Annotated in this window: 10 protein-coding genes and 5 pseudogenes; 9 read left to right on the forward strand and 6 right to left on the reverse strand. The window is 63.7% G+C overall.

The window, feature by feature from the left end; genetic code table 11:
• Nucleotides 1-529 precede the first annotated feature (529 nt).
• Nucleotides 530-781, reverse strand: a complete 252-nt coding sequence (locus tag RHBS_RS30565) for a DUF3253 domain-containing protein (RefSeq protein ID WP_237669216.1) — start codon at nt 779-781, stop codon at nt 530-532.
• 15 nt (nt 782-796) lie between these two features.
• A pseudogene (locus RHBS_RS31540) lies at nt 797-970 on the reverse strand (DUF2256 domain-containing protein); the annotation flags it as partial.
• On the opposite strand from RHBS_RS31540, the gene RHBS_RS14195 reads away from it, so the two are divergent.
• Nucleotides 948-1,514 carry a peptide deformylase gene (locus tag RHBS_RS14195; protein ID WP_128645875.1) on the forward strand — a complete coding sequence of 189 codons (567 nt, stop codon included), beginning with the start codon at nt 948-950 and terminating at the stop codon, nt 1,512-1,514. The pseudogene RHBS_RS31540 and the gene RHBS_RS14195 sit on opposite strands and share 23 nt — an antisense overlap.
• On the opposite strand, the gene RHBS_RS14200 is transcribed toward RHBS_RS14195, so the two are convergent.
• The gene (locus RHBS_RS14200) at nt 1,515-1,994 is read right to left on the reverse strand and encodes a hypothetical protein (RefSeq protein ID WP_187298495.1); all 480 of its coding nucleotides are present in this window, start codon (nt 1,992-1,994) and stop codon (nt 1,515-1,517) included.
• Nucleotides 1,955-2,287 (reverse strand): hypothetical protein, encoded by a 333-nt coding sequence (locus tag RHBS_RS14205; RefSeq protein WP_128645877.1) that lies wholly within the window; start codon nt 2,285-2,287, stop codon nt 1,955-1,957. Before RHBS_RS14205 ends, RHBS_RS14200 begins: the two co-directional genes overlap by 40 nt.
• A 107-nt stretch (nt 2,288-2,394) precedes the next feature.
• Here RHBS_RS14205 and RHBS_RS14210 point away from each other — a divergent pair, with 107 nt between their 5' ends.
• Both RHBS_RS14210 and RHBS_RS32280 read left to right on the forward strand, forming a co-directional pair.
• A complete protein-coding gene (locus RHBS_RS14210) occupies nt 2,395-2,808 on the forward strand; it encodes a hypothetical protein (RefSeq protein ID WP_128645878.1) in 414 nt (137 codons plus the stop codon).
• A 662-nt stretch (nt 2,809-3,470) separates the two neighbouring features.
• A pseudogene (locus RHBS_RS32280) lies at nt 3,471-4,216 on the forward strand (DUF4185 domain-containing protein).
• Here the strand turns inward: RHBS_RS32280 and RHBS_RS14220 are convergent.
• Nucleotides 4,149-4,811 carry a hypothetical protein gene (locus tag RHBS_RS14220; protein ID WP_128645879.1) on the reverse strand — a complete coding sequence of 221 codons (663 nt, stop codon included), beginning with the start codon at nt 4,809-4,811 and terminating at the stop codon, nt 4,149-4,151. The pseudogene RHBS_RS32280 and the gene RHBS_RS14220 overlap by 68 nt on opposite strands.
• Nucleotides 4,808-5,797: a hypothetical protein gene (locus RHBS_RS30570; protein ID WP_237669215.1), complete on the reverse strand. Its 990-nt coding sequence runs from the start codon at nt 5,795-5,797 to the stop codon at nt 4,808-4,810. The genes RHBS_RS14220 and RHBS_RS30570 overlap by 4 nt, the downstream gene beginning before the upstream one ends.
• A gap of 264 nt (nt 5,798-6,061) precedes the next feature.
• Between RHBS_RS30570 and RHBS_RS14230 the strand changes: the two genes are divergently transcribed.
• The 6 genes and pseudogenes from RHBS_RS14230 to RHBS_RS14255 all read left to right on the forward strand — a co-directional run bounded on the left by RHBS_RS14230 (nt 6,062) and on the right by RHBS_RS14255 (nt 13,736).
• Nucleotides 6,062-7,042 (forward strand): ABC transporter permease, encoded by a 981-nt coding sequence (locus RHBS_RS14230; protein ID WP_128645883.1) that lies wholly within the window; start codon nt 6,062-6,064, stop codon nt 7,040-7,042.
• Between the two features lie 31 nt (nt 7,043-7,073).
• A pseudogene (locus tag RHBS_RS14235) lies at nt 7,074-7,993 on the forward strand (ABC transporter permease).
• Nucleotides 7,950-9,886, forward strand: a pseudogene (locus RHBS_RS14240) (dipeptide ABC transporter ATP-binding protein). Before RHBS_RS14235 ends, RHBS_RS14240 begins: the two co-directional pseudogenes overlap by 44 nt.
• Before the next feature lie 38 nt (nt 9,887-9,924).
• On the forward strand, nt 9,925-11,613 hold the full coding sequence (locus RHBS_RS14245) for an ABC transporter family substrate-binding protein (RefSeq protein WP_128645880.1): 1,689 nt from the start codon (nt 9,925-9,927) through the stop codon (nt 11,611-11,613).
• 80 nt (nt 11,614-11,693) lie between these two features.
• On the forward strand, nt 11,694-12,266 hold the full coding sequence (locus RHBS_RS14250; RefSeq protein ID WP_128645881.1) for a hypothetical protein: 573 nt from the start codon (nt 11,694-11,696) through the stop codon (nt 12,264-12,266).
• 106 nt (nt 12,267-12,372) lie between these two features.
• Nucleotides 12,373-13,736: pseudogene (locus RHBS_RS14255) on the forward strand (acetamidase/formamidase family protein).
• Nucleotides 13,737-13,771 lie beyond the last annotated feature (35 nt).

Raw genomic sequence — 13,771 nt, forward strand, 5'->3', positions numbered from 1 at the left:
GCCTGCTCATGTCTTTCTCGCGCGTCCTCTGCCGCAGAATGCGCGAGAGCCTGCGCACGGGAGGTGACCTGCCCGGCGGTGCTACGCATCGCGGTCTCGAGCAGTTCCGCGACGACAGCGTCGCGGCGCTGCTCGTCGAGGGTGGGGTCGGCGACCAGCACGGTGGCGTAGCGTCGGCGATCGCCGAGGCGTGCGCGGCATGGATGTCACTACCTGCGAGGGCGTCGAGCACGCCGGGCCGGTCGGTGAGCCATTGCCCCAGCTCTATCTGACGGGCAGCGGACCCGTCGGTGATCCGCACCGATCGCGCGTACCACCGAGTGACCGACGATGCCCGAGTTTCATCGCCAAACCGCGTCGGTCCATCTCTGCGAGCAGTGTCAATCTCTTTGCAGCGAGAGCATTTTCGAGGGATGCAACGTTGGCCAGCTCGGAGACCAATTCCTGGTCCCCGAGCCCGAACACATCCCCCCATGTCTTCACCCCACGAAAGCTATACCCACCCACCGACAACTTCCGACGGCGCAGGTCAGCGCGTCCACCGGATGCGGATGGGCCCCTTCGCGGTCGACGGATCGACGACGGATCCTTTCTGGGTGATCTCGACTTCTCCCGCGTCGACCATGCGTCGAGCGGCGCGGCGAACCGGTTCCATCAACTCCCGCCAACCGTCGTCGGACAGGGCCCGTGCGACGTCGGAAGGGCAGATCGTTGAGTCGCGGGACCTGGCGTCGAGCAGGGAACGGATCTTGTCTTCGAGTTCCTTGTCGGTGGTGCTCACCTTGTGCCGCCGGCATGCGTCGCTGCAGTACTTGATGTCATCCCAGTTCTTCTCCCACTTCTTGCGCCATTCGATTCGCCGCCCGCACGATGCGCAGACCTTGTCCGCGGGGTGAGCCGTGGGGGAGCGACGGGAATGAGCCATGCTTCGACAGTAACCTCGTCGCATGGCGATTCGACCCATTCTCATTGCCGGTGACCCGAGGCTGACGACGGTTGCCGAACCCGTCACCGTGTTCGACCCGGAGTTGGCCGGGTTCGTGGAGGACCTGTTCGAGACCAACACTGCGGCGCACGGTGCCGGTCTCGCCGCCAATCAGGTCGGCGACCCGCGTGCGGTGTTCGTCTACGACCTGAGGGACGGCGGAGTCCGCCACCGCGGGCACGTGGTCAATCCTGTTCTGGAGACGTCGGCGATCCCGGAGACGATGCCTGACCCCGAAGACGGTGAAGGGTGTCTGTCGGTCCCTGGGGAGCGGTACCCGACCGGCCGCGCGGACTGGGCCCGCGTGACCGGTGTCGATGTGGTGAACAATCCCGTGTCGGTCGAGGGTCACGGTTACCTGGCTCGGTGTCTGCAGCACGAGTCCGACCATCTGGCCGGTCACCTGTACCTCGACCGTCTGATCGGCCGCAATCAGCGCGCTGCGAAGAAGATGATCAAGGCCCGAGGATGGGTAGGACCAGGCAACAGCTGGCTGCCCGGATCCGACTCCAATCCGTTCGGATGGTGATCAGCAGACCCCAGTGACTGCGCACGCGGTCGCACGTTCGAGCTTCCAACGGCCGTCGGAGACAACGAAACCGATCGAGGACACCGGCCCGACGGAAGTGCCGCTCGCCTCGACCCGGCCGGGTGCGACGACGTCGATGCGGTCGAACGTCGCCTCCGACATGATCCCACCGCTGTCGAAGACCGCGGCATTTTCCTCGGCAGATCCCTCGAGCGCGTCGGCGCGGTCACCCCGTTCGGCGGTCCGGTCGAAGACGGTACGGAAGATGGCGGTCGCTTCGTCCGGGGTCGGGATGTCGGAGGGCGCGACGGAGGGAGGCGGGGGTGGGAACGACGACGGCGCAACGTTGACCGCCGCCTCGATGCTCGGCTCGGGTCCCGTTGCGGCGCAACCGGTAAGGGCGATGAGAGTCAGTCCGCACAGGACGCGGCCGGCGATCATCAGAACGGGTTGTAGACGTAGAGCGTCCGGTAGTCCCATTCCGACGATCCGGCCGGGATTCGAATCTGAGTCAGGGCTCGGCCGTTCTGGGTGCACCAGCTCTGACCGTGGAACGACGAGCAGTCGATCTGCCGGCTCGTGCCGAACGGGCTGACGATCAACGATTTGGTGCCTGCTGCGCCGTATGCCGCAGGGTCGAAGGCGCTCACGAAGTTCGCGGTCGAATCCTTGGGGCCGAACGGGTTGTCGTCGGGAGCGGCGGAGGCTGTCGGCGCGACGAGTACTGCGCCGCCGATCGCCAGCGCGACTCCGGCGAGGATCTTCTTCAGCATGGTGGCTCCGTTCGTTTCGAGCGCGAATGCTCGGTGCTCATGGGATCGGCCGCAACCGACCGCGCGTTACGAACCGGCTCCTCCCTCGGACGCGGCACACTGGAGTGATGACAGCACTCGAAGCGCCCATCGTTGCCCAGCGGCTCGGCCGTCGTCTCACAGTGTGGGGCGGTGGAAGTGTGCTTGTCGGAACGGTGTTGGCGTTGCGCGGGTCGTCGCCTGCTTGGCGCGCGTTCGGTCAGCAGACCGCCGGGTGGGGAGCAATCGATGTGGCTATCGCCGGTGCCGGGGCGCTGAACTCTTCGGTCCCGACGTCCAAGAGCTTGACCAAGCTGCTGTGGATCAATGCCGGTCTCGACGTCCTCTACATCGCGACCGGTGCTCACATCGCCGTCAGGAAGCCTCGGTTCGGCGGCCGGATCACTGCTGACCAGGCGGCGGGCCACGGCACTGCCGTCGTCGTGCAGGGCGCTGCGCTTCTCGCGCTGGACACGACTCACGCCCGCATGATCGCCGGCTAATCACACGAGTGTCATTCTCTCCGTAGGCGTTTTGTCAAGTACCGACACGCCCGATTTGTTGCGCGATCAGTAGATTTGCGTAACACTCGTCCCATCAGTCACATCAGTATCGTGGGTCACACGGGAAACGGTGGGTTCGTCCATGCGTGTACGTAGTCGGCAGATTGCTGTGGGGGCTGTCCTGGCACTGGCAGTGAGCGGACTCAGCGCTCTGACCGCACCCACCGTGTCGGCCGAACCGTGCGGTGGGCTCGGTGGGCCGGGCTCGTCTCCGCTGTTCGGGTCGTCGGGCAGCGCCGGGATGTCGGGCAAGAACCCGCAGGGACCTCAGGGGCCGCTTCCTCGGATCACCGGGAACACGCAGAGCATCGCCTGGGTCACCGGTCCGCAGAGCGTGAACGACACCTACAACGATCTCGCGATGTCCGGCACCGACCTCGGTATCAGTTGGGACAACGGGGCCGGCCAGATCCTGATGCGTTCGGTGACACCTTCGGAGACTGCTCCTCCGGCAATGCCCAGTGGCGTAGCAACGCGCTCTTCCGGTCGGACAAGGCGTCGACGAATTTGGCGCAGGGCATCGAGATCGGTCCAGCCGACCCCGCGGACAACACCTCCGGTGCCGTCGTGCGGGCCGCAGTCCGAACTACGCAGCCGAGATCATCTCCAGCGCAAAGCTGCCCAGCGTCGAGGACACGACGATTCCCACGGCGGCCATAGCGATCGGCAACACCCAGTACATCAACTACATGTCGGTCCAGAGCTGGGGCACACCCGGCGCTGGATCACGAACTACTCTGCGACGGCGAAATCTACTGACAACGGCCAGAATTGGTCGACGGATCCCAAGACTATCCGCGTCAACAAGGGCGTCACCATCCCGGGCTTCATTAACGTCCACGAAAGCCAAGGCAAGTTTCAGCAGAGTGCCTACGTGCTGGGTCGCGACGGCGAGTACCTGTACCAGTTCGGTACTCCCAACGGACGATTCGGCGATGCCTTCGTCTCGCGGGTGGCACCGAGCGATATCGAGAATCTCGACGCGTACGAGTACTCGACGCAGGATCCGGATCCGACGAAGCAGTGGTCGAAGAACATCGGCGACACCGTTGCCATCGTCAAGGGCCCGGTCAGCGAGATGTCGGTTGCCTGGAACGACTACCTCGGCCGCTACGTGATGATGTACGGGGACGAGAACTCTCGAACCTTGGTCGCGCGCACTGCAGACAATCCCGAGGGTCCGTGGAGTGCTCCGAAGACGATCCTCGACGCCAATCAGACGGCCGGCGGAATCTATGCGCCGTTCATTCACCCGATGTCGAGTGGAAAAGACCTGTACTTCACTGCTTCTCGGTGGTCGGACTACAACGTGCTGCTGCTGAAGACGAACCTCGATGCGTTGAAGTAATCTCCGCGGATCGATCGATCGCCGCCTGCAAGTAAGCGTCCACATCGAGATCGTCGGGGGCGGAGAGTAATCCGCGCCGGATCGTCGAGAGGTATCTGCTCGACGGTTCGCCGAGCTCTCGGGCAATCGAACTGGTCAGCGTGAACGCGGCCGTTCCATCGATGTCCGGAAGTCGGAGCAGTGCATCGTATTTCCCACGGAAGCTCTCACCTTCGCGATCCACTGCCAGTTGCGACCACTGTCCGATGGCAAGTGTCTCCGTCGCCCCGGCATCGATGGATGCGACGACGTTCTCGACGGCAGCCAGGTGAGCGAACTGGACGCGGTCGAGTAGATAGCCATGCGCTACAGACCGATTCGCGGTATCTGCCGTCGTCGAGACGAACGCAGATGCTCCGGTCCACCGCCGCGAGACTCCGGCGAAGTACAGCGGATAGTCGAGCCACAGCCATCTTTCCCCGGCAGGCAACGCTGTCGAGGGTGCCGGTGGGTGCGCACCGAATTCGGAGTTTTCGTCGGATCCCGTCAGGTAGGTGAAGAACCTCTCGCGCAGCAGATTCGAACCGTACGAGACGTACCAGAGCTGACCGGTCACTCGGTCTCGAACAGCTGCCGGTACGCCTCGGCGAGCAGGTCGGCCGCGAGGTCGTGGTTGTGTGACGCTGCGCCCGTCGAGTTTCCGGATCGCATCAGCCTGGCATTGAGGCCGTAGGCGAGGTCGTCGAACGTGTCGTCGTCGATCCCGAGGTCGACGTCCACGTCTTCTTCCAGCAGTGCACCGAGGTCGATCGACCACGACCATACGCGTTCGTCCCGGTAAGGGCCGCGTCCGGCGCTGACGGTCTCGTTGGAGACCTCGAGTTGCTCGTCGGTCCGGTCGCGCGGAACATTGGTGTTGATGCGCAGGTCGAGTTCGATCGTGTCGTCGTCGTGCACGATCTCGTCGACGCGGAGCGTCTCGAAGCCGCCGCACGTCAGCGTCACCAAGCGTCGAGGCCCGGTGTCGGCGGGTTCGTCGGACAGGGCGGCGATCTGCCACAGATATTTCGCAGTGTTCGCCGGGTCGGGAATCGAGGAGTTGATGTAGTCGGCCACGATGCTGCGTATGGCGGGGTATGCGATGTGGTCGGACAGTTCCCAGAACTGCTTGCGCGCCTTGCCGACGGCTGTGTCGAGCAGTGTCGCCCGCTTGGCTCTTTCCTTCGGCAGTGCGGATTTCGCGCTCGGGGCCTCGCCGTTTGCGCCGGGCTCCGAGGGGCGTTCGCGTAGGCGCGTCAGGTGCGAGACGAGATCCCGCAACTGCTCGAGCTGGTCTGCGGTGCCTGCGGCGAAGTCGAGTGCCTCGATGTCGGTCCACGCGTCGAGGTCCGCGGCGAACCGCGCGGCCACCGAATCGGAATGATCGACGTAGGCCGAGCCGTCGCTGAAGTGCAGAACGTAGAGCCCGGCTCGGTGTTCCTTGGCCGCGAAGACCGTGGCGATGGATCCGGCGTCGGTGACGTCGAATCGTTCGAAGGTGAATCCGTCGGGTGTGGAGGCAGTCGGCATAGTGGTGAATCTACCGATGTGAGTGGAAAGCACCTATTCCGCGCCTTGTCCGCATTGTCGGAATTACCGTCCCTGTACTGACAATGTATCCAAACATGTTCTGACACCGCTATTTCCGCTTTGTCCGTTCCGGCTCGAGTATTTTCTCTTCCATGAACGCGCAGGGAATTTCTGGTGCTATCTTGTGGAATGTCTGTTTCCACCGCTAACGAAACAAACAGGAAACAAGCGGTGTGAACAATGCCGATAGCAGTGCCACTGGGCACCGCCGTGGTGTTCGATGGAAGGTGGTTGCGCGTGGGCGGTTATCTTGCGCGGAGGTTGCTGAACTACGTCGTCCTGCTGCTCATCGCGACGTTCCTGACCTACCTCTTGGCGTCGCTCACGTTCGATCCGCTGTCCAATCTGCTCAGCCGCAACCCGCCGCCCTCCGACGCGGTGCTGGCTGCCAAGCGCGCGGCTCTGCATCTCGACGACAATCCGGTGTTGCGTTACCTGAAGTGGCTGTGGGCGGTGCTGCACGGTGATTTCGGGCAGACGATCGCTGCCGGTTCGGTCAACGACGAGTTGTGGCGTCGCATCCTCGTATCGCTGCGGTTGGTGGTGCTCGGCACTGTCCTCGGTGCTGTGCTCGGCACGTTGATCGGGGCATACGGAGCGGTTCGGCAGTACAAGATCTTCGATCACGTCGCAACGGTCGTCACGTTCATCCTCATCAGTACGCCTATCCTGGTACTCGCCCCGGTGCTCAAATACCTGGCGGTGCAGGTCAATCAGAGCACGGGCAGTCAGTTCTTCCAGTACACCGGTGAGACGTCGACGACGCTCGCGCCAGGTCTGATGAACGAAATAGTCGACCGCGCGCAACATTTGCTGTTGCCGACCGTGGTGCTGATGTTGTTCACCATCGGTGGTTACAGCCGCTACATGCGCAGTTCCATGCTCGACGAGCTGAACATGGACTACATCCGCACGGCTCGCGGTAAGGGTCTCACTCGCGGTCGGGCGATCTTCAAGCACGGCTTCCGCACAGCGTTGATTCCGATGGCGACGCTCTTCGCGTTCGGTATGGGTGCGGTGATCACCGGTGCGACGTTCACCGAGCGTGTGTTCGGCTGGTACGGCATGGGGGACTGGCTGATCTACGGCATCACCAGCCAGGACATCAACATCACGCTCGCGGTCTCGCTCTTCACCGCGCTCTCGGTGCTGGTTTCCGGAATGTTGACCGACATCTTCACCGCCGCATTGGATCCGCGCGTTCGTTACGCGGACTGACCCACCACTTCGATCGAGGAAAGGATCGGCGATGGCAACACCTGTGGTTCCCGAGATCGCCGCCGTGGACGGTCCGGGCGAGACGACGGCTCCGATCACCCGACGGCGGTTGGTGTTTCGTCGATTCCTGAGGAACAGGCCGGCGTTGGTGGGCATCGTGGTGCTGGTGGTGATGTTCGTCGGGGCGTTCGTTCTCCCGCACTTCATCCCCTTCACCTACGAGGAACTCGACGCGTATGCGCTCAACTCGCCGCCGACCACGCGGCATTGGTTCGGCACCAACCAGATCGGCCAGGACGTCCTGGCGCAGACGCTGCGCGGCCTGCAGAAGTCGCTGATCATCGGCATGCTCGTCGCGTTGATCTCCACCGTCCTCGCCGGAGTTGTCGGGGCGGTGGCGGGATACTTCGGCGGCTGGCCGATCGTGCCTTGATGTGGGTGGCCGACGTGCTGCTGGTGGTGCCGAGCTTCCTGGTCATCGCCATCTGCTCACCGTTGTTCCGCGACAAGAGCTTTTTCATCCTGGTGTTGCTGCTCGCCGCGTTCGCATGGATGATCACCTCCCGCATCATCCGTGCAATGACGCGATCGTTGCGCGAGCGCGAATTCATCCGCGCCGCAAAGTACATGGGTGCGACGCCGGCGAGTGTGATCGGCAAGCACGTACTCCCGTCGATGGCCTCGATTCTGATCGTCGACGTGACTCTCAATGTGGGCATCGCCATCATCGGCGAGGCGTCCCTGAGCTACTTCGGGTTCGGCGTGCAACGACCCGACGTTTCGCTCGGCACGCTGATCGCCGACGGTACGTCGTCCGCGCTGACCTATCCGTGGCTGTTCGCATTCTGCTGTGGCGCATTGGTATTGATCGTGCTGGCCACCAACTTCGTCGGCGACGGCCTGCGCGATGCTTTCGATCCGAACTCGACGAGGGGACAGGCACGTGGCTGAGACGGTGCCGGTGTTGAAGGTGAGCGGACTCGAGGTCAGCTTCCCGAGCGAGGAGGGTCGCGTCACCGCTGTCCGTGGACTGGACTACCAGGTCGACAAGGGTGAGGTGATGGCGATCGTCGGCGAATCCGGCTCGGGCAAGTCGGTGTCGTCACTCGCCGTCATGGGACTGCTCCCGCAGACCGCACGCGTCACTGGGTCCATCGAGGTCAACGGTCGCCAGCTGCTCGGGCTGTCCGACCGTGAGATGTCCCGCGAGCGTGGACGTTCGGTGGCGATGATCTCCCAGGACCCGTTGACGGCGCTCACCCCCATCTACCGGATCGGCGACCAGATCGCCGAGGCGATCTCGGTACACAATCCGTCACTGACCAAGACGAAGGTTCAAGAGCGCACCCTCGAATTGCTCGATCTGGTCGGTATTGCCGATCCAGCGACCCGGGCGCGGTCGTATCCGCACGAGTTCTCCGGTGGCATGCGGCAACGCGTCGTCATCGCCATGGCCATTGCCAACGACCCGGATCTCATCATCGCCGACGAGCCCACGACAGCGCTCGACGTGACGATTCAGGCACAGATCCTCGATCTCCTCCGTACCGCCCGCGACGTCACCGGCGCTGGCGTCGTGTTCATCACGCACGACCTGGGAGTCGTTGCCGGCGTGGCCGATCGAGCGATGGTCATGTACGCCGGTCGCGCAGTCGAGACCGCGCCGGTCGACGAGCTGTACGCGCAGCCGTCGATGCCCTATACCGTCGGGCTGCTCGGGTCCGTTCCTCGACCGGACAGTCCCGCGCAGGAGCGGTTGGTTCCGATCGAGGGCACCCCACCCGCGCTGGTGAATCTCCCGACGGGGTGCCCCTTCGGGCCTCGGTGCCCGTTGCACATCGAAGCCTGTGATGCAGGTGAACCACCACTGGTCGAGGTCGCCCCGAATCACAGCGCGGCGTGTATCCGCGTCGACGCGGCGACGGCCGACTCCGTGGAGGCCGAGTTCGAGGGTGCCCCGCGTTCGGAGGCTCCGGCGGAACTGGTGGTGACGGTATCGAAGGACGCTCCGGTGTTGTCGGTGACCGATCTGCACAAGAGCTACCCCATGTTCAAGGGTTCCGTGCTGCGGCGCCGGGCCGGGGAAGTGGCTGCGGTGCAGGGCATCAGCTTCGACGTGCACGCCGGGTCCACCCTGCGATCGTCGGTGAGTCGGGCTGCGGCAAGTCGACGACCCTGCTCGAGATCATGGAATTCATCAAGCCGCAGCACGGTTCGATCAGGATCAACGGCGTCGAGCCGTACAACCTGAGCCGAGCCGAGCAACGCCGGCTCCGCGCGCACATTCAGATCGTGTTCCAGGATCCGATGGGCTCGCTCGACCCACGGATGCCCGTGGGGGAGATCATCGCTGAGCCGCTGAAGATCAACGGTGTCCCGGTCGACGAGCGCACCCGCAGGGTTCGAGAGCTGATGGACACCGTCGGGATGCGTCCGGAGCTTGCGGATCGGTATCCCACCCAGTTCTCCGGAGGGCAGCGTCAACGAGTCGGTATTGCACGGGCTCTGGCGCTGAAGCCGTCGATTCTGGTGCTCGACGAGCCTGTATCTGCACTCGATGTGTCGATCCAGGCGGGTGTGCTGAACCTGCTGCAGGATCTGCAGGACGAGTTGGGCCTGGCGTATCTGTTCGTATCGCATGATCTTTCGGTGGTGCGTCATCTCGCCGACGAAGTGGCGGTGATGCGCAACGGAGTGTTCGTGGAGAAGGGCCCGACGGCGCAGATCTTCGACGCACCCGAGGACCCGTACACACAGGCACTCCTGAAGGCCATTCCCATCCCCGATCCCGTGCTCCAACGAGCCCGAATCGCCGAGGCCGCAGCACTGGCCGACGCCATCTGACCCCACAGGTTTACGTGCACACTGAGAAAGGTGAACTGATGAGAGTCAAGCTATTTCGGGCGCTGGTCCCGATCGCGGTGGCCGTGACCACTGTGGGACTGGTGGCGGGGTGCAGCTCCGGCGATACCGGGCCCAACCCCGATGCGCCTGCGTCCTTCGACAGCGGAGCGCAGATCAATCCGCATCCGATCAGCGATCTGCAGCAGGGCGGAAACATGAACTTCCCGCTCGCTCAGGTGCCACAGAATTACAACTACTACCAGATCGACGGAACTCAGGTCGACACGAACCGGTTCTATCAGGCTCTTATGCCGACTGCATTCCACGCCGCTCCAGACGCCAGCCTGACTGTGGCCGCCGACTTCTTCACCGACATCTCCGAGTCCGAGGTCGACGGCAAACAGGTCGTCACCTACAACATCAACCCGAAGGCGAAGTGGAGCACCGGACGACCGTTGGATTACACCGACCTCGTTGCTCAGTGGACATCCATGAACGGAATGGACCCGGCGTACGAGGCGTCGTCCACGGCCGGCTACGACCAGGTCGAGTCCGTCGTCCGAGGCGAGAACGACCAACAGGTGATCCTGACGTTCGCGAAGAAGTTCGGTGACTGGCGATCGCTGTTCACTCCGCTGATGCCCGCCGAGGCCACAAACAGTGTGGCGGCATTCAACACCGGGTTTGCCACCACTATGCCGCCCACCGCAGGCCCATTCCGTATCCGCACCATCGAACCCGGCGGCAAACGCATTGTCGCTGAACGTAATCCCGATTGGTGGGGCGAGAACCCCGCGGTCCTGGACACGGTCACGTATCTGCCCCTCGATTCGACGGCGGCCATCGGCGCACTGCAGAGCGGCGAGATCGACTACTACGAGTTGGGCAGCAGTGCTGACGCATTCAAGGTCGCACGCGGCATTCCGAACGTCGACCTGCGGCAGAGCCTCGGGCTTCAGTACCGTCACTTCGACTTCAACGGCGCGCCCGGACGCATCACCTCGGACAAGGCAGTGCGGGTGGCGTTGATGAAGGCGATCGACCGGGACTACCTGGCCACGTCGCAGCTCGGTCAGATCACCTCGAATCCGACCGTGCTGAACAACCACTTCTACGTCGACGGTCAGAAGGGGTACCAGGCCAACAACGGCGACATCACCTTCGACCCCGAGAAGGCGATGGCGGAGCTCGACGCCGCCGGCTGGACCATGAACGGTGAGTTCCGCTCCAAGGACGGCCAACAGCTCGATCTGCACGACGTCATTCCGGCCGACACCCCGAATGCGACGCAGGAAGCGCAGATCATCCAGCAGAACCTCAAGGCCGTCGGCGCGAACATGATCATCGACGCGGTGCCGTCGGATGACTTCTTCTCCAAGTACATCCTGGTCGGGGCCTTCGATGTCACGCACTTCACCTACGAGGCAACACCGTTCACGTCGGGTAGTGACGGCATTGTTCGGTTGACGCCCGGCAGTACGTTGCAGAATTACGGCCAGATCGGGTCCGACGAGATCAACGGTTTGCTCGACAAGGCCGCGGGAGAGCTCGACGACGACGCACGAATTGCGGACTACAACGAGGCGGACAAGGCGATCTGGGCGGAGGGCCACAGCCTGACAATGTTCCAGCGTCCGTTCACCTACGCGACGAAGTCGAATCTCGCGAACTTCGGTGCTCCGGGATTCGGCGACCTCGACATGTCGAAGGTCGGGTTCCTGAAATAAGGAACGGGCTCGGATATCCGGTCGGTGCCGCGGCAGCCACTCTGGTTGTCGCGGCATCGACCGTTGTCGTCATCGCACCATTGAGCTTGTTCGTCGCGCTCGTCGTCCTGGTCCGGACGGGTTGGTCGGTGGGGTGTGCCGTGCTGGCCGCGCGATCAGCGACCGGTTCGACCACCCAGACCACCGTGCGGCGGGTGCGGTTTCAACACCGCATGCGTTCGCGCGGTTATCTGGAGGTGCAGGAGAAGGGTGCGCGAGCCTGGTATCCGGTCTATTTCCACACCGGGCTGCTGGCGATAGTCCCCGATGCCGATGCCCGCATGAGCAAGTCAGTCCTCGGCCGCCGAGCCTTCGTCGTCGAACCGGGAATTCTCGCGCTGCCGTCGGGGCGGCGTCGTGCGTCGTTGCCTCCCGGCGCACCCCTCGATGCTCCCTGCCTCAACGATTCCGATCTCCTTACGCGCAGTGCACGATTCGGTTCTCTACGTCGTCGGATCATGCTCGACGCTCCCGCCGCGGTCGCCGGCCCGATCATCGGCCTGCTGTGGCTGATCGTCGACGGGGGAGGGTTTGCCGAGTTCGTTGCTGTCTCCGTTCTGGCCGCGGTCACCGCGCTCTGGTGGTCCGCGATAGGCGGGAGCGATCCCAGTTGAGCTGCTGAGTAATTGAGCTGCGGAGCAATTGCGACGACGCGTGTTCGTAACTGCCGAGAAACACCTCCGGTCTACGTTCGAGATTCGGACAATTCTGGAGGTAGCAATGGCGCAGTCGATGGCGGAGCACGCAGCCGAGACGATCACCAAGGGAATCGGTCGGCGCGGTTTCATCCAGGCGGTGGCGGCACTCGGTGCAGGCGTCGGAATCGCCGGAACGGCAGCGTGTTCTACGTCCTCGTCGAACACAGCCGCTGCGAGTTCATCGGCACCCGCAACTACCGCTGGCGGGATCCTTCAGCCCGGAGCCGGCGACATCTCCGGCGATCACTATCTGAGTTCCGAAGTCGACAAGGTCCTGTGGGGCTACGTCCCGACGGTCGAGTCCGAGTCGGTGCTGCAGATGAAGTCCGGTGAGACGGTGACCATCGACGCGCTCAGCCATGAGGGAATTCTCGAAGACCAGGGCCGCGATCCCGTCGAATTCTTCGGCGGCAATGGCGTATCGGAATCCGACGTGCTGCAGGATGCCATCGACATCGCCGGCGAGTACGACCGCACGGTCCGCAACTTCGACGTCGACGGCCCGCATGTGGTGACGGGCCCGGTGTTCGTCGAAGGGGCGCAGCGAGGCGACGTACTCAAGATCGAGACGCTCGAGGCAATTCCACGCGTTCCGTACGGTGTGGTGTCGAGCAGGCACGGCAAGGGTGCTCTGGCGGTCACTGCGTCCGGTGAGGCACCTGCGGGCATCAGCCTGGACGAGGTGATGCCGCCGATCGGAAACGATGGCAGGACGTCGGGCGACCCGACGCAGTACGGGAACATCTCCACGTTCACCGCAGTCGAGGACGGGCAGGGTGTGATGCGGTACGGCGATGCGGCCGTGCGCTTTCCGCTCCGTCCGTTCATGGGCATGATGGGTGTCGCGTTCGCCAGTGACCCGGGTCTGACGTCACCCAACGCGAATTCGATTCCACCGACACTCGGCGGCGGCAACATCGACGTCGGCTTGCTAGGCGTCGGATCGACGTTCTACCTCCCGTGTTTGCGGAGGGTGCGTTGTTCTACGTCGGCGATCCGCACATGGCGATGGGCGACGGTGAGGTGGCGCTGACCGCGATGGAAGGTTCTCTGCGCGGCACCTTCCGCCTCACGGTCTGCAAGGCGGGCAGCGGGGATGCCCCGTCGGTCGCCTACTCGTATCCCTTTGCCGAGAACGAGGACTCGTGGATCCCGATCGGCCTGTCCGACACGGACGGTGCCGTCGGCGGCCAGAGTTCGGACCTGAACGCCGCCATGCGTCGCGCCGTGGTCAACGCGCTCGACTTCCTCGAGACCGACCTCGGCATGGACCGGGCGACGGCCTATGCGTACCTCTCCGCGGCCGCGAACTTCACCGTGTCGCAGGTGGTCGACAAGACTGTCGGCGTGCACGGTCAGATCTCCAAGGCCCACTTCGACCGGTAGGAGTGCGCCTTCGGCGCAGTGGTGCGAATAAGTGC

Source organism: Rhodococcus sp. BS-15, from assembly GCF_000813105.1.
Lineage (GTDB): Bacteria > Actinomycetota > Actinomycetes > Mycobacteriales > Mycobacteriaceae > Rhodococcoides.

Coding starts and splice junctions, on each gene's coding strand:
- RHBS_RS14195 (WP_128645875.1), top strand. CDS start 948: ATGGCGATTCGACCCATTCTCATTGCCGGTGACCCGAGGCTGACGACG.
- RHBS_RS14210 (WP_128645878.1), top strand. CDS start 2,395: ATGACAGCACTCGAAGCGCCCATCGTTGCCCAGCGGCTCGGCCGTCGT.
- RHBS_RS14205 (WP_128645877.1), bottom strand. CDS start 2,287: ATGCTGAAGAAGATCCTCGCCGGAGTCGCGCTGGCGATCGGCGGCGCA.
- RHBS_RS14200 (WP_187298495.1), bottom strand. CDS start 1,994: ATGGGACTACCGGACGCTCTACGTCTACAACCCGTTCTGATGATCGCC.
- RHBS_RS14245 (WP_128645880.1), top strand. CDS start 9,925: ATGAGAGTCAAGCTATTTCGGGCGCTGGTCCCGATCGCGGTGGCCGTG.